Annotated in this window: 18 protein-coding genes; 5 read left to right on the forward strand and 13 right to left on the reverse strand. The window is 61.7% G+C overall.

From position 1 onward, the window contains the following. Positions 1-16 precede the first annotated feature (16 nt). Positions 17-1,072 (forward strand): acyltransferase, encoded by a 1,056-nt coding sequence (locus tag RBB29_RS07665; protein ID WP_306113985.1) that lies wholly within the window; start codon positions 17-19, stop codon positions 1,070-1,072. Here RBB29_RS07665 and RBB29_RS07670 read toward each other — a convergent pair. The 12 genes from RBB29_RS07670 to RBB29_RS07725 all read right to left on the reverse strand — a co-directional run bounded on the left by RBB29_RS07670 (position 1,069) and on the right by RBB29_RS07725 (position 13,023). Next, positions 1,069-1,896 (reverse strand): arginyltransferase, encoded by an 828-nt coding sequence (locus RBB29_RS07670; protein WP_306113986.1) that lies wholly within the window; start codon positions 1,894-1,896, stop codon positions 1,069-1,071. The genes RBB29_RS07665 and RBB29_RS07670 overlap by 4 nt on opposite strands. A gap of 90 nt (positions 1,897-1,986) precedes the next feature. Beyond that, positions 1,987-2,436, reverse strand: a complete 450-nt coding sequence (locus tag RBB29_RS07675) for an RDD family protein (protein ID WP_306113987.1) — start codon at positions 2,434-2,436, stop codon at positions 1,987-1,989. Between the two features lie 56 nt (positions 2,437-2,492). Further along, the gene (locus RBB29_RS07680; protein WP_306113988.1) at positions 2,493-2,924 is read right to left on the reverse strand and encodes a DUF2852 domain-containing protein; all 432 of its coding nucleotides are present in this window, start codon (positions 2,922-2,924) and stop codon (positions 2,493-2,495) included. A 458-nt stretch (positions 2,925-3,382) separates the two neighbouring features. Continuing rightward, complete coding sequence (locus RBB29_RS07685; RefSeq protein WP_306113989.1) at positions 3,383-4,129, reverse strand: ABC transporter ATP-binding protein; 747 nt, start codon at positions 4,127-4,129, stop codon at positions 3,383-3,385. Beyond that, positions 4,126-4,911: an ABC transporter permease gene (locus RBB29_RS07690; RefSeq protein WP_306113990.1), complete on the reverse strand. Its 786-nt coding sequence runs from the start codon at positions 4,909-4,911 to the stop codon at positions 4,126-4,128. Before RBB29_RS07690 ends, RBB29_RS07685 begins: the two co-directional genes overlap by 4 nt. After that, positions 4,908-5,948: an alanine racemase gene (alr, locus tag RBB29_RS07695; protein ID WP_306114121.1), complete on the reverse strand. Its 1,041-nt coding sequence runs from the start codon at positions 5,946-5,948 to the stop codon at positions 4,908-4,910. Before alr ends, RBB29_RS07690 begins: the two co-directional genes overlap by 4 nt. Positions 5,949-6,118: 170 nt before the next feature. Beyond that, the gene (locus RBB29_RS07700) at positions 6,119-6,562 is read right to left on the reverse strand and encodes a response regulator (protein WP_306113991.1); all 444 of its coding nucleotides are present in this window, start codon (positions 6,560-6,562) and stop codon (positions 6,119-6,121) included. Beyond that, positions 6,559-8,301, reverse strand: a complete 1,743-nt coding sequence (locus RBB29_RS07705) for a CHASE domain-containing protein (RefSeq protein ID WP_306113992.1) — start codon at positions 8,299-8,301, stop codon at positions 6,559-6,561. The genes RBB29_RS07700 and RBB29_RS07705 overlap by 4 nt, the downstream gene beginning before the upstream one ends. 243 nt (positions 8,302-8,544) lie before the next feature. Next, complete coding sequence (locus RBB29_RS07710) at positions 8,545-10,035, reverse strand: replicative DNA helicase (RefSeq protein ID WP_306113993.1); 1,491 nt, start codon at positions 10,033-10,035, stop codon at positions 8,545-8,547. A 240-nt stretch (positions 10,036-10,275) separates the two neighbouring features. After that, the gene (locus tag RBB29_RS07715) at positions 10,276-10,953 is read right to left on the reverse strand and encodes an orotate phosphoribosyltransferase (RefSeq protein ID WP_306113994.1); all 678 of its coding nucleotides are present in this window, start codon (positions 10,951-10,953) and stop codon (positions 10,276-10,278) included. Positions 10,954-10,974: 21 nt separating this feature from the next. Then, positions 10,975-12,012, reverse strand: coding sequence for a dihydroorotase (gene pyrC, locus RBB29_RS07720; RefSeq protein ID WP_306113995.1), 1,038 nt, complete (start codon positions 12,010-12,012; stop codon positions 10,975-10,977). Positions 12,013-12,084: 72 nt separating this feature from the next. Then, positions 12,085-13,023 (reverse strand): phosphoadenosine phosphosulfate reductase, encoded by a 939-nt coding sequence (locus tag RBB29_RS07725; RefSeq protein ID WP_306113996.1) that lies wholly within the window; start codon positions 13,021-13,023, stop codon positions 12,085-12,087. Positions 13,024-13,207: 184 nt separating this feature from the next. Between RBB29_RS07725 and RBB29_RS07730 the strand changes: the two genes are divergently transcribed. The 4 genes from RBB29_RS07730 (at position 13,208) to RBB29_RS07745 (ending at position 17,506) form a co-directional block, all read left to right on the forward strand. Further along, positions 13,208-14,116 (forward strand): MoxR family ATPase, encoded by a 909-nt coding sequence (locus tag RBB29_RS07730; protein ID WP_306113997.1) that lies wholly within the window; start codon positions 13,208-13,210, stop codon positions 14,114-14,116. Positions 14,117-14,176: 60 nt separating this feature from the next. Next, positions 14,177-15,430, forward strand: a complete 1,254-nt coding sequence (locus tag RBB29_RS07735; RefSeq protein WP_306113998.1) for a VWA domain-containing protein — start codon at positions 14,177-14,179, stop codon at positions 15,428-15,430. Positions 15,431-15,551: 121 nt separating this feature from the next. Beyond that, on the forward strand, positions 15,552-16,514 hold the full coding sequence (locus RBB29_RS07740) for an XdhC family protein (protein WP_306113999.1): 963 nt from the start codon (positions 15,552-15,554) through the stop codon (positions 16,512-16,514). Beyond that, a complete protein-coding gene (locus RBB29_RS07745; RefSeq protein ID WP_306114000.1) occupies positions 16,511-17,506 on the forward strand; it encodes a molybdopterin-binding protein in 996 nt (331 codons plus the stop codon). The genes RBB29_RS07740 and RBB29_RS07745 overlap by 4 nt, the downstream gene beginning before the upstream one ends. A gap of 110 nt (positions 17,507-17,616) precedes the next feature. On the opposite strand, the gene RBB29_RS07750 is transcribed toward RBB29_RS07745, so the two are convergent. Continuing rightward, a complete protein-coding gene (locus tag RBB29_RS07750) occupies positions 17,617-18,291 on the reverse strand; it encodes a hypothetical protein (RefSeq protein ID WP_306114001.1) in 675 nt (224 codons plus the stop codon). Between the last annotated feature and the right edge of the window lie 33 nt (positions 18,292-18,324).

The following is an 18,324-nucleotide window of genomic DNA, read 5'->3' on the forward strand; positions in this document are numbered from 1 at the left end:
AAGGGCAAGGCAACACATGCTGCTGAGGCATTACGGCGATACGGATTTCATCACAGGGCTGAGGGCGATTGCCGCGCTGATGGTCGTGGCCGTCCACACCCGTGCCTTCGACGGGTTCGGCCCCATCGGCGAGACCGCCAGTGACAATGGCAAATACGGGGTGCAGATCTTCTTTGTGATCTCGGGCTATACGATTGCCGCAACCTACCTCAAGGCGGGGCGCTTCGGCCCGTATTTCATCCGCCGCCTGATGCGGATCGCGCCGCTCTACTACATTGCCGTGCTGGTGTTCTTCGGCCTCATTGCAAGCGGCGCCATGGTCGCCCCCTATTTCATGCAGCTCTATGGCAGCGAGGCGGATGCCTATAACCTGCTGATGCACCTGAGCTTTCTCAGCGCCTGGGATGCCCGCATCGCCAATTCCCTGATCGGGGTGGAATGGACGATCCCGGTCGAGATCTTCTGGTACGCGGCGTTGCCGTTCCTGCTGGCCTGGCGCAGCACGCCGCGCAGCTTCGCCATGATGTTCTTCGGCTTGCTGATCCTGTCGGGCCTGACGCGGGCAGCGGGGGAATTGTGGTTGCCGAAACACGCGGCGCATTTCATGCCCACCACCTATGGCGCCTATTTCTTCCTCGGCGCGTGGTGCCACCACATGCGCGCGCAGATGACAGACACGCCGGGCTTCGCCGCGCATCGCTGGCTTCTTGCCGGGTATGTGGTCTTTGCCCTGGCTTTGTTGACCAAGACCGGCATGTCTGCGGCTCTGATGGCGGTTGCCACGGCCCTTATCATCGTCAGTTACCGGGTGCGCCCGGATGGCGTGCAGCTTCTGCGCTCGCGCCCCTTCATGCTCGTCGGTTCGATCAGCTACAGCATCTACCTTTGGCACCTGCTGGTGGTCTATCTCTGCGTGCGGATCATGGGGGGTACCTACGCGGCGCTACCGGATCTGGCCAAGTTCCTGTTGGTCTCCGGCGCGACAATTGCCCTCTCGGTCGTCACATACCGGCTGATCGAACGGCCAACCAATGCCCTGGGGCGTCGTCTGTCAGATAGGATGACGGTCTAGCGGCTCGGGCGCAGGGGGCGGCCATCGGGCAGGGAGATATCGGCCACCTGCTCGGCAATCGGATCGTTGCTGAGCGGATGGCGCCGCGCGTCGTAATCCGCCGGGTCGCGCATCGGCTCCCAATCACCGTTCACATAGACCTCAAGCCCGGAAAACCCGGCCTTGTAGCCCATCTTGGCGCTGCCGGGCACCCAATAGCCGAGGTAGACATGGGGCAGGCCAGCTTCGCGCGCGATGCGGATATGATCGAGGATGATATAGGTGCCGATACTGTCCTTGGGACGGTCCGGCGTGAAGAACGAATAGACCATGCTCACCCCGTCATCGAGCACATCGGTCAGGCAGACGGCGGCCAATTCGCCCGTCTCCCGGTCGGTATATTCGACCACCCGGGTGCGAATGGGTGTCTCTTCGACCATGGCGGCGAATTCGAAGGCGTCCATATCGGCCATGCCGCCGCTGGCATGACGGCTTTCCAGGTAGGTGCGGAAGAGGTCATATTGCTCGTCCGTGGCCCAGGGAGACGTAGCACGCCGCTCAAGCCCTTCGTTGCGCTTCAACGTGCGCTTCTGGCTCTTCGACATGGTGAAATCTTCGACGGAAATCCGCGCTGAAAGGCAGGCCGCACAATCGGCGCAGGAGGGCCGGTAAAGCACGTTCTGCGAGCGCCGGAAGCCCTGCTTTGAGAGGCCGTCATTCAACCGCTGCGCACCTTCGCCCTGCAACGCCGTGAACAACTTCCGTTCCATCCGGTCCTCAAGATAAGGACAGGGCTGCGGAGCCGTCACATAGAACTGGGGCGCAATGGGAAGTGTGTGGCGCATCTCAACCGGTTACTTGTCGTAAGGGTACGATAACAACAACCCGGTAACACGCCAAGACTTTATGAAAATTGCGATTAACCGGTGGTGGGGTCAGGAACGGGCGCGGCGGTTGATGGCAACGGTCCCCAGCAGGTGATCGCTGAGGCCCTGACCGCGCAACGTCGTCAGCATCAGCACAACCGACGCGATCTGCAGAAGGAAAAACGCCCAGGCAATGCTATAGCCCAACGTGTGCAGGAACGCGGTCGACAGGTCGAACCGGTCGCCCTGCTGGGTGCGGAACTCGATCGCCGTGAGGCGCATGCCCCAGGTGGCCGACCCGCGCGCGATCGTGAGCACGCGGTAGACAAAGCTCACCGTCAGAAAGAGCAAGGGGAAGAAGAGCAACCCAGTGAAGGCGGTAAAGGGCAGGATTAGCAGGCAGAAGATCAGCACGACGACCGTATCCGCCACCCAGGCAACAAGCCGCTTGGTGGGGACATCCGCATAGAAGTCGGGCTGCATCTGCGGGTCGGGGATATGCCAGGTGGTGTCGGTCATCTCGTCCATAGATATAGGAGAAGGAGAGGCCCGGTTGAACCCCGGGCCAGTCGCGTTCAGGCGGTTTTTTCGTCGCCTTCATCGGTTGCCTGCGGCTTGGCGCGCTCGTCCATGAACTGATCGAACTCGGCCTTGTCGCGGGCGTCCCGCAGACGTTGCAGGAACGCTTCGAAATTTTCCTGCTCTTCTTCCAGACGGCGCAGTGTTTCGGTCTTGTAGGCGTCGAACGCGGCATTGCCGGTCGCGCGGTAGACCCCACCATGACGGTGTTTGCTGCCGAAACGAGAGATGCGGTTGCTTGCACAGGACATTTTCTTACTCCAGATCATGTAGGCCAGAAGGGCCAGGCCAAGCGGCCAGAAGAGGATGAAAGAGACAACCATGGCCGCGATCCAGGCGCCACGGCCCTTGCTGTCCAGCCAGGCTTCGGCCCGGTGAAGCCAGCCGGTAAAGCCGGAGGCCGAAGAATTTTGCGCGAGGGTGGTCATCGAGGTTTCCTTTTTGCTGTATCGGGTGTGTATGTGAATGTCTTTCACATTGCTAAGATTGGTATCGTGAACGGCACTTGCAAGGGGCTATGTAAATCTTTTTTACATTAAGCGAGAAAACACCGCAAAAGGTAAGGATTCCACGACTTTTGGGAGGCGTCCCGATTTGGTAGATTTCGCCAAGGAGGGGGGATTTATGCGTTTTATATCGATTATCTTGTTTCTGAGTATTGTGTTGGTAACTGTCGGGGCCTGATCCCGACAGCCCTCTGATCCTGACTTTCCTTGTGCCTTCTCCCGGGGGTTGTCACGCCTCGCTGAACGGGGGTGTGGCGTATGGTGTTGTGCTGGGCGCGTGCATCCCGTTCATCGAAACAGCGGGATATTGCACCGAGATCCATCGGAAAATGACTTTCCAATCCAATTGGTTCGAAACGCCAAAGAGGATGGCAAATTGCCTAGCGCACGGCCTCGATCGGGCCGTCCGCGCTGCCGGTGATGAACTGTTCGAGGTAAGGATCGCCTGACCTGTCCATTTCCGAGACCGGCCCGGTCCACTGGATCACGCCGTTATGCAACATGGCGACGTTATCGGCGATGGCGCGGACTGAGGTCATGTCATGTGTGATGGTCATGGCCGTGGCGCCCATCTCGACCACGATCTCGCGGATGAGGTCGTTGATGACGCCTGACATGATCGGATCAAGCCCGGTGGTGGGCTCGTCAAAAAAGATGATCTCCGGCTCCGCGGCGATGGCGCGGGCGAGACCCACACGTTTCTGCATCCCGCCGGAAAGTTCCGCGGGGAAGAGGTCCGCGACGTCAGGCTTCAGGCCAACGCGGCGAAGTTTCTCGACGGCAATGGCGCGGGCTTCGTCCTTGGGCCGTTTCAGAGAGCCACGCAGCAGGCGGAAGGCCACGTTTTGCCAGACGGGCAGGCTGTCGAAGAGCGCGCCACCCTGGAACAGCATCCCGAACCGCGCCAGGAAGCTGTCACGTTCCGCGCGGGTGACATCCTCGCCATCCAGCGTGATCGTGCCGCTATCGGGGGTCACGAGGCCAAGAATACTTTTGAGGCAAATGGATTTGCCGGTGCCGGAGCCGCCGATGACCACCATTGACGTGCCGCTGTCGATCCTGAGGTTGACACCCCGCAACACCTTGTTGCTGCCAAAGGCCTTATGGACGTCGTCAAGCTCGATCATAGCGAAAACAGGATGCTGGTGAGAAGGAAGTTGGCGGCCAGGATCAGGATCGCGGCACTTTCGACCGCGCTCTTGGTGGCCCGGCCCACGCCCTGGGCACCGCGGCCGGTGTGCATACCGTGATAGCAGCCCAGAAGCGTCGCGATAAAGCCAAACGCCGCGCCCTTGATGAGCGACGAAATCACATCGCGCATCTCGATGAAATCGACGGTGTTCTTGAGATAGGCGGCCGGGTTGAAACCAAGGGATTTGGTCCCGACGATATAGCCGCCCAGGATGCCGATGATGTCCCCGATGCCCACGAGAAGCGGCACCATGATGAGGCCCGCAAGCACCCGCGGCACGGTCAGATACTTCATCGGATGGGTGGAGAGCGTTACCAGCGCGTCGATCTGTTCGGTCACCTTCATGGTCGCGATCTCGGCGGCGATGGAGGAGGTGACCCGCGCGGCGATCATCAGGCCGACCAGAACCGGGCCAAGTTCACGCACCATGCCGATGGCGACAATCTGCGGCACGACCGCCTCGGCATTGAAGCGCGCACCACCGGAATAGATCTGCAGAGCGAGGGCGCCGCCGGTGAAGATGGCCGTCATGCCCACAACCGGAAGGCTGAAATACCCAACATTCAGAAGGCTTTGAAGGATTTCCTTAAGGTAGAATGGCGGTCTCAGCATGTGGCTGAGGGTCTGACCTGCGAATATTGTCAGGCGGCCCAACGTGGCCAGCCCGCCCGTGACGGGGCGGCCGATTGCGGCAAGGAGGGCGAAAAGCCAGCTCATCCGCCGATATAGCGCCGCTGATAGCGGGCACCCACGGAGGTCAGGATTTCATAGCCGATCGTGCCTGCCGCATCGGCCAGCGTATCAACACACTGTGCTGCGCCGAGAAGATCGAGGACCCTCGGGTTCGGCTCGTCCAGATCGGTGATATCGACGCCGATCATGTCCATCGAGATCCGGCCCGCCACGGGGCAGGCCTGATCGCCGAGGTGGAGAACCGTGCCCGGACCCATGGCGCGGATGATCCCGTCGGCATATCCGGCGGCGACGGTTGCAATGCGGGTCGGGCGGGTGGCCGTGAAGCTGTTCCCATAGCCGACGGTCTCGCCGACCTCCAGATCCCGGCACTGAATGACCGGGATCGACAAGCTCACAACGGGTTTGGCCGCGGCATAAGGCGCGCCGCCATAAAGGCCGATACCGGGGCGGGTCAGGTCGAAATGATAGTCCGGCCCAATAAGCACTCCACCGGTATTGGCGAGGCTGAGCGGGGCGTCGATATCCGCCGTCATCTCGCGGAAGGTGGTGAGTTGCTGGCCATTCATCTCGTGCTCGGGTTCGTCGGCGCAGGCGAGGTGGCTCATGATGACGGTGGGGTTCTGCGCCATGGCGATCTCGCGGACCGCGGCCCATTCGGAGGGCTCCATCCCGAGGCGGTTCATGCCGGTATCAAGCTGAATACCGAACGGGTGGCCGGGCAGGGATTCAACATGGCGCACCAGTTGATCCATCGAATTGACCATCGGCGTGAGGCCCATATCGCCGATCATGTCCGTGTCACCCCGCATATGGCCGGAGAACACGTTGATGGCGGGGCCGGGGCCGAGCGCCTGCCGCAGCGTGGCGCCTTCTTCGGCGGCGGCCACGAAAAACGTCCTGGCACCGGCGCGAGCAAGGCTGCGGCCGACACGATCGGCGCCGAGGCCATAGCCATCGGCCTTGACGACGGCAGATGTCTCGCAGTCGCTCAGAGCGTCGAGCGCCCGCCAGTTTTCCGTCAGTGCGCCGAGGTCAATTGTAAGTGTCGCGGTACCCATGGAGAGGGGTTTTGACATGCCTGTCGGTCGGGTCAAGGGGGAATGCGACGCTTGCTCGGACAGGTGACAAAAAGGAAGCGGTGTTCGCGCTGAATCGCGGAAACATCAGGAGGCACCAGGGCCGTCTCATATGGTCAATGAAGCCTGAATTACGGCATAGAAATGAGGGATCAGGCGGTGCCGGGCAGTTCGATGATGGACAGGAACTGGCGCCACTGGGAAATGCGTTCGACAAAGCTGCTGGAGCTGAGTGGCTTGACGATATAGCCCGCCACATTGTGTTTGTAGGCATCACGAATGTCCGATGGACGTTCGGACGTGGTCAGCACGAAGACCGGTGTGTGATGCAGGGCCGGATCGTTGCGCAATTCCTTCAAAAACTCAATCCCGTTCATCCGCGGCATGTTGATATCCAGCAAAACGATCGTTTGCGCTTCCTGAGCGAATTCCTGATCGGCAGCGCCCAGCAACTCGAGCGCCTCGATACCATCCTTGGCGCGCGCGAGGTCAAGTTCGATGTCCAGCTTCTTGAAAGCCCGCTGGAGCGCCCTGGCATCCAGTTCGCTATCTTCCACATGGAGCAGTTTGACGTCCTTTTGCGAAGCTACATTCATGCCGCCACCTGTGCATTTTCCGTGTCACTTAGGGTCTTGGGCCAGTCGAAGGTAAAGCTGCTGCCCTCGCCGGGCTGGCTGTTGAGGCGGATGGTCCCGCCGTAAAGCGTGACAATCTTCTGAACGATTGCCAGGCCGATGCCCGTGCTGCCAGCGACCTTCTCCGCCTGGAGGGTCTGGAACATCTCGAAAATCTTCTCGTGATAGCGGTCATCAATGCCAACACCATTGTCCGATACGGTGAATTCAAGGCGTTGGCCGGTGTCCTTGACGTCTATCGTCACCATCAACTCATTGACGTCGGGATGGTACTTGTAGGCATTGCCAACAAGGTTTTGCAGCACCTGTTGCAGGCGGATGACGTCTGTCTGAAAATCAACCTTGTCGCCGGTCAGCACGAACTGGTGCGGTTTCAACCCGGAGGAGGCGCAGATTGACGCGGCCAGTTTCGAGGTGTTGACCATCTCATGCTCGGCGGTCTGCGTTCGCACGCTGGAATAGGCCAGGATACCCGTGATGAGGCTGTCCATATGACGTACCTGGTCGTCCAACATACCCAGGTTTTCCATCAATTCGGCATGGTTGCTGTGGTCGATCGGTGTTTCGATATCGTCGCGAATGCACTCCGCAAGAAAACCGATCCCACGCAGGGGCGTCTTGAGATCATGGGACGCCACATAGGCGAACCGCTCCAGATCTTCATTCGATCTCTGCAATGACTCTGCCCGGTCACTGGCCTCCCGTGTCATCCGGTCCGCGAAGCCAAGGGCGCGCTTGTTGGAATTGGCCAGCGTGACGAACAGACCGAAAAGCAGCCCGTCGATGATGAGCCCGCCGATGAGGATCATGATCGGTTCATTGCTGTGGCTTGCTTCCTGAAACTGGGGGGTTTCCCAGATGTCGAAGGTCCAGTTGCGGCCATAGTCGGAGATATCAATTGTCCTGCGAAACTCCGGCTCAAAGCCGCTCTGCATCTCGTCTTGCTCGCTGTAGAGTTGGGTGCCGTCATCGTTGATCGAGAAATGGACCAGCCGGTTTTCCTTGCCCAAAACACCTTTGATCAGTTTCTGAAACACGAACGGTGCATAGACCATGCCGACAAACGTATCCCGCCGCTCCTGCAGCGTTTCGGGCAACCCGTCCGTGTAGTAGGGCATGTAGAACAAGAAGCCCGGTGTTTTCTGGGCATCCTGGACCAGCACGATGGGCGCCGTCACCTGCGCCTGTCCGGTATCGCGGGCGCGAAGGGTGGCCTGCAACCGGTTTTCCTCATGCGCCATGTCCAGACCGACGGCCGCAAGATTGGTGGAGACCGGCTCGATATAGGTGATCGGATAAAGGGTATCGCCATCATGTTCCGGGTGAATGCGGAATTCCGGGCGGGTATCACGCTGATCGCGGACAAACCCGTCCACATGGTCGCGCTCAACCTTGTAAATGACCCCCATCCCGTTGATTCCGGGGTATTTTGTGTCGATGTCGAGTGCGCTGGCGAACTCGACCCATTGACGATGGGTCATGTCACCGCCTGCCGCATGAATGGCGGCGACGCCCGATGACAGCGTATCTTCATAATGCATCATCCGTTCCCGAACGAGGCGGATGACCTGATCGGAATACCTGTCAAACCTGTTCTGTGCCTGGTTTTGAACCTGGAGGCTGGTAAAATACCATGCACCCGTTGTGAGAAGCAGCGACAAAAGAACGGCAAACCAGTGCAGGGCGCTTAGTTTGCTCATACGCGCGATATAATCGCGCTCTTTTCGAATGCTCTCGTCCAAAATGTACGGCCCACCGTTAGCGATGGTTTCGTTCGGCCCCATGATACACCCCACATGCAGTTCGCTGATGCTTTGCGAACGGATTTATCAATGACCGGTAATCGTAAACTTCGCGTTAATCGCGGCTGGCGCGCAAAGGGACATCCCTCGCTTGCGCAAGAAACCAGCAGGAAAGTCTAAAGAAAAAGCGAACGGACGGGGTCAGAATTCCTGATCGCCGCCGCCTTGCTGCCAGGGTTTCACGAGGTTGCCAAACCGCGTGTATTGCGCCTCGAAGCTCAACTCGACCGTGCCGATGGGGCCGTGTCGCTGCTTGCCGACGATCACCTCGGCCTTGCCGTGCAGGCGCGCCATGCGTTCCTGCCATTCGGCGGTTTCTTCGAGCTTCTCCTCGGAAGGTTTTTCCCGTTCGACATAATATTCCTCACGGAACACGAACATCACCACGTCGGCATCCTGTTCGATCGACCCGGATTCGCGCAGATCCGAGAGCTGCGGGCGTTTGTCGTCGCGCGACTCGACCTGGCGCGAGAGCTGCGACAGCGCGATCACCGGGATTTCAAGCTCCTTGGCGATCGCCTTGAGGCCCATGGAGATCTCACCGATTTCCTGCACCCGGTTGTCGGAGGTGCCGCGCACAAGCTGCAGGTAGTCCACGATCAGCACATCAAGCCCATGGGTCCGCTTCAAACGCCGCGCCCGGGCGGCCAGTTGGGCGATCGGGATCGCGGCGGTGTCGTCAATGAAAAGAGGACATGATTCCAATGTCTTGGCGGCATCAACGAACCTGCGGAACTCGCCTTCGTCCATGTCCCCCTGGCGGATCTTGTGGGACGAGATTTCAGAGGCTTCCGCAAGGATACGGCTGGCCAGTTGCTCGGCGCTCATCTCGAGGCTGAAGAAGCCAACGACACCGCCATTGACCGCGCCTTCGGTACCGTCCGGAAACGTCCCGCGTTTATAGGCCTTGGCGATGTTGAAGGCGATGTTGGTCGCAAGCGAGGTCTTGCCCATCGAGGGGCGCCCCGCGAGTATCAGGAGGTCGGATTTGTGCAGCCCGCCGAGCTTGGCGTCCATATCCGCAAGACCGGTCGAGACGCCCGCCAGCCCGCCATCGCGCTGATAGGCGGCGTTGGCGACATTGACCGCATCGGTGACCGCCTTCAGGAAGGATTGGAACCCGCTCTCGGTCTGTCCCTGTTCAGCCAGGGTATAGAGCTTCTGTTCGGCCTCGACGATCTGATCCTTTGGCTCGCTTTCGACGTCGAGCCGCGCGGCCTTTCCGGCGATCTCATGGCCCAGCCCGATCAGCTCCCGCCGGATCGCCATGTCATAGATCATCTGCGCGTAATCGCGTACCGCAAACGAACTGATCGCGGCCCCCGCAAGCCGGGTCAGGTAGGCGGGCCCGCCCAGCTCCTTGAGCCCCTCATCCTCTTCGAGAAACGCCTTGAGTGTCACCGGCGAGGCGAGATTGTTCTTGGCGATGCGCGCGGCGGCCACGTCGTAGATGCGGGCGTGGACGGGGTCATAGAAATGCTGCGGCCCGATGATGCTCGCCACGCGGTCGTAGACGTCGTTGTTGGTCAGGATCGCACCGAGCAACTGCTGCTCCGCCTCGATCGAATGCGGCATGGTTTCGGCGTCCTGCACCTCGGCGCCGGTGGCATTGAAACTGGTGATTTCGTTCACGTCCGCTCCCTCGTCTTTTTATTGTCGTTGGTCCCTGGAGGCGTTGTAGCTCAACGCAAGCCATAGCTCTACATGGGGGCCATCGGGACAGATTTGTGGATATCTGCCGGGATAAATCAGTGCAAAACCCGCCTGGCGCGCAAGGCGCCTAGATAGTGTAGCAGAGGGTGGCAAAAAGTCTATATTCGGTGTTCCCGGCGCGATTCGCCGCCTGGGAATCGCGGTTTTCCACAGCGAATTTTATTTCTTGTTTTCTTCCTGCCACTTACGCGGATCGTTGAGAAATGCCTCGACCCCGTCGAGGGTTGCCGCGGTAAAACTGCCCTGCTCGCGCGCCTCGGCCAAAACGTCCCACCAGGTGCAGAGGTGATGCAGCTGGACCCCGTGATCGCCGAGCGTTTTTTCGGTTTCCGGGAAGATGCCGTAGTAAAAAATCACCGCCGTATGCCCGCAGCTGGCGCCGGTTTCGCGGATGGCATCGACGAAGCTCAGCTTGGAGCCGCCATCGGTGGTCAGATCTTCGACCAGTAACACGCGCTCACCCTCGCTCATCGCGCCTTCGATCCGGGCGTTGCGGCCATAACCTTTGGGTCTCTTGCGCACATAGGTCATGGGCAGGGCCATGCGTTCGGCCACCAGGGCGGCAAAGGGGATGCCCGCGGTCTCGCCCCCGGCGATGTTGTCGAACGCCTCGAAGCCCGCGTTGCGCATGACCGTGACGGTCAGGAAATCCATCAACGTGGACCGGATGCGTGGGTAGGAGATGAGCTTGCGGCAGTCGATATAGGTCGGGCTCGGCAGGCCGGAGGCCAGCGTGAAAGGCTCATCTGCGTTAAAGTGCACCGCTTCGATCTCCAGAAGCATGCGCGCGCTCAGGCGGGCGATTTCGGCGGCGTCGGGAAAGCTCGAGGGGATCATGGGGCAGGCTCCGGTAGGGGGTCAGGCGGTCACGGACCAATAGAGGTCAAAACCCGGGTCGAAGACGGTCACGGTGCCATCTTCGGAGAAAATCTTGTCGGGGTAGGTGACCGCTTCGCCCTTGGTCAGGGTGATCGTCGCGTCATTGACCGGCAGGCCGTAGAAAGCAGGGCCGTTGCGCGAGGCAAACGCCTCAAGCTGGTCCAACGCGCCTTCCTCTTCGAATACGTGGGCGAGGATCGACATCGTGTTGGTGGCGGTGAAACAGCCCGCGCAGCCGCAGGCATTTTCCTTGAGCGCATCGGTGTGTGGTGCGCTGTCGGTGCCGAGGAAGAAGCGAGGATCACCAGATGTTGCCGCCGCGCGCAGGGCCAACCGGTGTTCTTCGCGCTTGGCTACAGGCAGGCAGTAGTAATGCGGCCTGATCCCACCCGCCAGGATATGATTGCGGTTGATGACCAGGTGATGGGTGGTGATCGTGGCGCCCAGGTTGTCCTGGGTCTTGGCGTAGTCGACCCCGTCGCGCGTGGTGATATGCTCCATCACCGTGCGCAGGCCCGGCGTGGCGCGGCGGATGGGGTCAAGGACACGGTCGATGAACACGGCCTCGCGGTCGAAAATGTCGATCTCCGCATTGGTCACCTCACCATGAACGCAGAGTGGCAGGCCGATCTCGGCCATGCGCTCCAAGACGCCGCGCACCTTGTCGAAATCCGTGACACCGCTGGCCGAGTTGGTCGTGGCCCCAGCGGGGTAGAGCTTGACCGCCGTCACGAGGCCGCTGGCATGGGCGGCGGCCACATCATCGGGGTCGGTGTCTTCGGTCAGGTAAAGCGTCATCAGCGGCGCGAAATCCGCACCATCGGGCAGGGCCGACAGGATGCGGTCACGGTAGGCCGCGGCCTGTGCACCGGTTACCACGGGCGGGACCAGGTTGGGCATGATGATCGCGCGGGCGAAATGGCGGGTGGTCTCGGGCAGGACGGCCCGGAGCATCGCCCCGTCGCGCAGGTGCAGGTGCCAGTCGTCGGGGCGTCGGATCGTCAGGGTCTGGGTCATGGCACGGCCTTACACAATCGCATCCGGCCGCGCCAGATGTGAATGCGCGAAAACTGCCGTAAACCTGTCTTCCTACTTGCTGATGAGACCCAAGCGGTTGCGGGCGCGGGCAAAGGCCTTGCGGAAGGCCGGCGCCTCGCGCTTCTCAAGCACCTTGCCCGCGAGCAACATCACCAGATAGGGGCGATTGTCGGTGGTCAGGCGTTTGAGCAGGTTGAACTGATAGGTCGCATCATCGCGCCGCGACCGATAGAGCCGCGCCAGCCGCTTGCGGTCGAGCTTGCCGGCGCTGTGCTGCGCGATCATGCGCAGCAGGATGTTCATCCGCAGAAGCGATTTTTCCATCTCGGCCCCGAGATGGCGCATCCGGAAGCGCGTGACATTGGGGCGGTTGAAGAGTGCCGCGTGCATGGCGTCTTCGCGGATGTTGGGATCGTAGATGACGACCGCGTCTTTCGCGGCCTCCAGCATGTCGGGCGCATAGCCATAGCGGTCGGTGAACGAGGTCCGACGCATGTGACGGAATCGCGGATCCCATTCGGTAACACCGGGATCGAGCGTGGCTTGCGGTTGCAGCACGAGGACCTGCGCCCCCGGGGCGGCCACCGAAAATGCCGCCGCCGCATAGCCGCAGGCGCCCGCGCCGTAGAAGATGACCTGATCGAAATCCTCAAGGAAGCCGTCATCGACCAGCCGGTCGAAATAGGCATAGACATGCGGGTCGCGGAACCATGTGTCGCCATCGCTCACGAGGCAGAGGTGCGACCAGCCGAGCGCCTTGACCATTTCCCACCCCATGGGATGGCCCAGATCCGAGCGCATCGAGATCCCCTGATGGGTCTCAAAGGTGACCAGCAGGGTGGGTTTTTCCTCGACCAGGATCGCGGCATGACGCGCGCCGAGGCGTTCGGTATACCCGTCGTCATCGGTAATAACGGTCAGCTTCTCAAGCCAATCCTGCCAAGCCAAACCGCCCAAGGGGGTTTCGTATCCGTCGGGGATATCTTTCATCTTACTCGGCCCTCAGCACTCTTGCCTGCCTGTCATCCGGCGGGCTTAAAAACACGGTGCCATCATCCGGGTTCTTGACCGGGATTCCAAGCTGTTTCCGACATATCCCCCTCAACACCGACGGGTGTCGCGCTTGACGCGGCCCGTCGGCCCATGCAGTGCTTGCGTCAAACGGAGGAAGTTCATGGGCGTTCCAGGCTCGATTGATGCGGTGCAGGAAATGCTGGGCAGCGAAGGCTATGTCTGCGGCAGACCTTTGGGAACGGTGGTTTTTTTGGCCCTGACACTGGGTCGGCCGCTCTTCCTCGAAGGCGAGGCGGGGGTTGGCAAGACCGAGATCGCCAAGGCATTGGCCAGTGGTTTGGGGCGGCGCCTGATCCGTTTGCAGTGTTACGAAGGCCTTGATGCGGCATCGGCGGTTTATGAGTGGAATTTTGCCGAGCAGATGATTGCGATTCGCACGGCCGAAGCGTCGGGCGGGGTGGATCGCGGCGACCTCAAGGATGAGCTCTTTACCGATGAGTTCCTAATCGAGCGCCCTCTGCTTGAAGCGATGCGGCCGCAACCGGGCGGCGCGCCGGTTCTTCTGATTGACGAGCTGGACCGGACCGACGAGCCCTTCGAGGCGTTTCTGCTCGAGGCACTCAGCGATTTCCAGGTGACGATCCCCGAGCTTGGCACCATCGCCGCGCCGGAGCCGCCGATCGTGATCGTCACCTCGAACCGGACCCGCGAAGTGCATGACGCGCTCAAGCGGCGCTGCCTTTATCACTGGGTGGACTACCCGAGCTTCGAGCGGGAGATCGAGATCCTGCACACCCGCGCGCCCGAAGCCGCAGAACACCTCAGCCGCGAGGTCGTGGCCTTTGTCCAGCGGCTGCGGACCGAGGATCTGTTCAAGAAACCCGGCGTGGCCGAAACCATCGACTGGGCCAAATGCCTGTTGGCGCTCGATGTCATCAACCTCAGCCCCGAGGTGATCGCCGATACGCTGGGGGCCATTCTCAAGTACCAGGACGACATTCAGAAACTGCAAGGCTCAGAGGCCAAGCGCATTCTGGAAGAGGTCAGGGCGTCATTGGAACCCGCCTGATGGGACGGTTTTCCCAGGATTTCGGGGCATGTTGGCGGGCTGGCCCGCAGGCGGTACGCGATGAGTGAGGCGCTGCCACCGGAACTACCGGAAAATCCGCAGCTGATGCACAACATCACGCATTTTGCGCGGGCGCTGCGGCGGGCGGGTCTGCCCATCGGGCCGGGGCGGGTGATGGATGCGGTGCGGGCGGTTGAGGCCGCGGGGTTTACCGACAAGCAGGATTTCTACTGGACGCTGCATGCCTGTTTCGTGAACCGACCGGAACATCGCGACGTCTTTGGGCAGGTCTTTCGCCTCTACTGGCGTGATCCACGGTTCATGGAACATATGATGGCGATGATGCTCCCGGCGATCCGGGGGGCGCAGGAGGATCGCGCGGCGAAATCCGCCGAGAAGCGCGCGGCGGAGGCATTGCTTGATGGGGCAGAGCGGGATTTGCCGGACCTGTCCGAGATGGAGGGCGAAGAGACGCTGATCGAGGTCGATGCCAGCGCCACCATGTCCGGCGACGAGCGGCTTCGGACCCTCGATTTCGAGCAGATGAGTACCGACGAGGTCGCCCAGGCCAAACGCATGCTGGCGCAGTTGCGCCTGCCGATCAAGCCGCTCGCCTCAAGGCGGGGGCAGCCCAGTGCGGCGGGTGGCACGGTTGATGCGCGCCGGAGCCTCAGGCGGGCGATGCGGCGCGGTGGGGAGCTTGACCGGCTTGCGATGAAACGACCGCGGCCGCGCTGGCCAAACCTTGTGGTGTTGTGCGATATCTCGGGCTCGATGAGCCAGTACAGCCGGATGGTGCTGCATTTCCTGCATGCGGTCGCGAATGCCAAGGGGCAGGGATGGGCCAAGGTGTATGCCTTCACCTTCGGTACGCAACTCACCAATATCACGCGGCATCTGGCCACGCGCGATGTCGATGCGGCCCTTGCCGCGGCGGGCAGCCATGCGCAGGATTGGGAGGGCGGCACAAGGATCGGCGCCTGTCTGCACGCCTTCAATCGCGACTGGTCGCGGCGCGTTATGGGGCAGGGGGCGGTGGTCCTGCTGATAACCGACGGTCTTGATCGCGGCGATATGGCGGGGCTCGTGCGGGAGGTTGAGCGGCTGCACCTGTCTTCGCGGCGGTTGATCTGGCTTAATCCGCTTCTGCGGTGGGAAGAATTTGCCCCCAAGGCGCAAGGCATCGCCGCGATGTTGCCCCATGTGGACAGTTTTCGCGCGGGTCATTCCATTGCCTCGCTGGAATACCTGGCCGCGGCCATCTCGGACGCGCGCGACCCCGGGGAGAAAGCCCGCCTGCTGGCGCAGCTCTGACCGTGGGAACGTGATCCAAATGCGCGCTACCGCGCAAGTTTTTTCAGCCAAAGACAAGGCAACGCATTGAAAGCACCGGTGGAATGGCACAGTCTCTGCTTGGATGACCGGTGGATGGCGAATGGCGCAATTTGACAATATTCCCGAGCAGGCCTTGGATTGGTACCGGGCCGGCAAGGGCGCGGCCCTGGCCACGGTTGTGGAAACCTGGGGCAGTGCCCCGCGCCGGGTGGGCAGCCAGTTGGCCATTTCCGGCACCGGCGAGATGGCGGGGTCGGTCTCGGGCGGTTGCGTCGAAGGTGCGGTGGTGGCCGAGGCGCTCGACGCGATTGAGGCCGGGAACCCCATAACCCTTGAATATGGCGTCAGCGACGACGATGCGTTTGCGGTTGGTCTGGCCTGTGGCGGGACGATCCGTATCCTCGTCGAACCGGTCGGCGTGGTCCTGCCGGAAGAGATCCTTGCGGCGCTTGTCGCGGCGCGGGCCGCGCGGCAACCGGTGGCCTACGTGACCGGGCCCGCGGGTCGTGATGTGATGCGCACCGGCCATAAGGAGCGGTTCCGCATGGACCGTTCGGGCTTTGAGGATGACGGACAGACCTTCGTGACCATTCACAACCCGCCCTTGCGGTTGATGATCGTCGGTGCGGTGCACATCGCGCAGGCCCTTGTGCCGATGGCGCGTATCGCGGGCTATGATCCGGTCCTGATCGACCCGCGCGAAGGGTTTGCCTCCGCGGCGCGGTTCCCGGGTGAGGCGTTGCTGCACGACTGGCCGGATGAGGCCGTGGCGGCGCAGGGGCTCGATGCGCGCACGGCGCTTGTCCTGCTGACTCATGATCCGAAGCTGGATGACCCGGCGTTGGAGCGGGCGTTGACATCGGATGTGTTCTATATCGGCGCTCTGGGATCGACACGCACCCACGCCAGGCGGGTGGAGCGGCTGCGCTCTGCTGGCTTCTCCGAGGCGGATGTGGCGCGCATCCACGGGCCGATTGGCCTTGATATCGGCGCGACCGGCCCGGCAGAGATCGCGGTGGCCATCCTGGCCGAGATGACGCGTGTACTGAGGCAGGGCGCGTGAAGTTCGGCCCCGTCCCTGTTGCGGAGGCGGAAGGGGCGATCCTGGCGCATTCTCTGCGTTTGCCCGGGGGGCGGTTGCGCAAGGGGGTTCGGTTGGACGCCAGTCATGTGCAGGCGCTTGTCGCTGCCGGTCTTGACGACGTGGTGGTGGCCCGGCTTGACCCGACTGACCTGCATGAGGATGAAGCCGCCCGCGCCCTGGCCGCAGCCTTGGGGGAGGGCCGCGCATTCCTGCAGCAAAGTGAGGCCTTTACGGGCCGTGTGAACCTGGTCGCCGAGCGGCCCGGTGTGGTCTGCATTGAGGCCGAGGCGATCCATGCGGCGAACGCGATTGACCCGTCAATTACCATTGCCACCGTGCCCCCCCATCACCAGATCCATCGCGGCGGGATGGTGGCAACGGTCAAGATCATCCCCTATGGCGTGGACGGGGCCGCCGTCGCGCGGGCCTGCGAGGCTGCCCGCGGTGCGATCAGCCTGGCGCCGCCGGTCCATGCCACCGCCAGCCTGATAGTCAGTGAAATCGACGGCACAACCGGCCCCAGGGGCGTTGAGGCAATTGCAAACCGGTTGACGGGGCTGGAGGTGGAGCTTGTCGAGACGCTGACCTGCCGCCATGAGGACCGTGCCCTTGCCGAGCGGCTTCTGGCCGCAACCGGAGATATCATCCTGATCATCACCGGGTCGGCCACATCGGACGCGTGTGACACGGCCCCCGCGGCACTGGTGGCCGCCGGGGGGGTGTTGGAGCGGTTCGGCATGCCGGTCGATCCCGGCAACCTCCTGTTCCTCGGGCGCCTCGGCGACAAGCCCGTTGTTGGCCTGCCGGGCAGCGCCCGGTCGCCGGTGCTGCATGGGGCGGACTGGGTGCTGTCGCGCGTGGCCTGCGGCATTCCGGTTGGCGATGCGGAAATCGCCCGGATGGGGGTGGGTGGCCTGCTCAAGGAAATCCCGACCCGGCCACAGCCCCGGCGCGGGCGCAGTGTGAAATAGATGGAATTGTTGCTTCCAATACGGGTTCGCCTAGGCCCTTGACACTGTGAGAACCGAAACTCGTCAGGAGACCCGGGTGGCCAGTTTCAGAGTGGTCGCCTTCTTGTCCGCTATTGCAGAGCCGCAACCAGCCCGTCCCATTCAAGGAAATTGACCCGCGCAATTTGGACCACCGCATAGGTGAAAATCCCGCCCAGAACGAAGTAAACCGGGACCCGCCCGAGCGCATAACCCCGCAGGAACAGGCTCACCAGGCCGAACAACAACGACACACCCAAGAGCGCGAGTGCGATGACGACGGAACCGGCTGAAAAGAGCTGTGCCTTTTCACCGGGAAGAAAACGGACGGCGGCCCCCATGAACATGTAGAGGATTGCGATCGACCCCAAGGCCACACCAAGGAGCGAAAAGAGGACCCGTGCCATGGCTGACGGTTGGCGGACGGGATGCTCGGGTTGGGTGGCGTCCTGATTGGTTGCATCCTTCTTGGGGATTGCTCGCAACATCGCGATGGCACCAATCAACAGCGCAACAACGCCGCCGATGACCAGCCCGGCCAATGTGCCGAACGCACCGCTTTCCCGCATCGCTTCATGATTCTGGTAGGCGTATTTCAGCGCCTGAATGCTGGCCGCCATGAAGATCGCCCCAACGGCCATCAATCCGTGATGCATGGTCTGACGACCGCTAGCTTTCGGCTTTGGCGATGGTGGTTCGGCGGCATCGTGATTGGGTGGCTGTGTGCCGATCCGTTGCAGTCGATCCTGAAAATCCGCTCTTGCCATGGGGTGACCCCTCCCACACTTTTAAATTGAACT

The sequence above is a fragment of the Roseovarius sp. MMSF_3359 genome (assembly GCF_030733385.1).
Taxonomy (GTDB): Bacteria; Pseudomonadota; Alphaproteobacteria; order Rhodobacterales; family Rhodobacteraceae; genus Roseovarius.

What these genes read in the sequence shown, in the direction of transcription:
- RBB29_RS07690 (WP_306113990.1), bottom strand. Translation starts at nt 4,911, where the DNA reads ATGAGCTGGCTTTTCGCCCTCCTTGCCGCAATCGGCCGCCCCGTCACG.
- RBB29_RS07675 (WP_306113987.1), bottom strand. Translation starts at nt 2,436, where the DNA reads ATGACCGACACCACCTGGCATATCCCCGACCCGCAGATGCAGCCCGAC.
- RBB29_RS07670 (WP_306113986.1), bottom strand. Translation starts at nt 1,896, where the DNA reads ATGCGCCACACACTTCCCATTGCGCCCCAGTTCTATGTGACGGCTCCG.
- RBB29_RS07740 (WP_306113999.1), top strand. Translation starts at nt 15,552, where the DNA reads ATGGCGCAATTTGACAATATTCCCGAGCAGGCCTTGGATTGGTACCGG.
- pyrC (WP_306113995.1), bottom strand. Translation starts at nt 12,012, where the DNA reads ATGACCCAGACCCTGACGATCCGACGCCCCGACGACTGGCACCTGCAC.
- RBB29_RS07680 (WP_306113988.1), bottom strand. Translation starts at nt 2,924, where the DNA reads ATGACCACCCTCGCGCAAAATTCTTCGGCCTCCGGCTTTACCGGCTGG.
- RBB29_RS07700 (WP_306113991.1), bottom strand. Translation starts at nt 6,562, where the DNA reads ATGAATGTAGCTTCGCAAAAGGACGTCAAACTGCTCCATGTGGAAGAT.
- RBB29_RS07750 (WP_306114001.1), bottom strand. Translation starts at nt 18,291, where the DNA reads ATGGCAAGAGCGGATTTTCAGGATCGACTGCAACGGATCGGCACACAG.
- RBB29_RS07725 (WP_306113996.1), bottom strand. Translation starts at nt 13,023, where the DNA reads ATGAAAGATATCCCCGACGGATACGAAACCCCCTTGGGCGGTTTGGCT.
- RBB29_RS07730 (WP_306113997.1), top strand. Translation starts at nt 13,208, where the DNA reads ATGGGCGTTCCAGGCTCGATTGATGCGGTGCAGGAAATGCTGGGCAGC.
- RBB29_RS07715 (WP_306113994.1), bottom strand. Translation starts at nt 10,953, where the DNA reads ATGATCCCCTCGAGCTTTCCCGACGCCGCCGAAATCGCCCGCCTGAGC.
- RBB29_RS07735 (WP_306113998.1), top strand. Translation starts at nt 14,177, where the DNA reads ATGAGTGAGGCGCTGCCACCGGAACTACCGGAAAATCCGCAGCTGATG.
- RBB29_RS07705 (WP_306113992.1), bottom strand. Translation starts at nt 8,301, where the DNA reads ATGAGCAAACTAAGCGCCCTGCACTGGTTTGCCGTTCTTTTGTCGCTG.
- alr (WP_306114121.1), bottom strand. Translation starts at nt 5,948, where the DNA reads ATGGGTACCGCGACACTTACAATTGACCTCGGCGCACTGACGGAAAAC.
- RBB29_RS07665 (WP_306113985.1), top strand. Translation starts at nt 17, where the DNA reads ATGCTGCTGAGGCATTACGGCGATACGGATTTCATCACAGGGCTGAGG.
- RBB29_RS07685 (WP_306113989.1), bottom strand. Translation starts at nt 4,129, where the DNA reads ATGATCGAGCTTGACGACGTCCATAAGGCCTTTGGCAGCAACAAGGTG.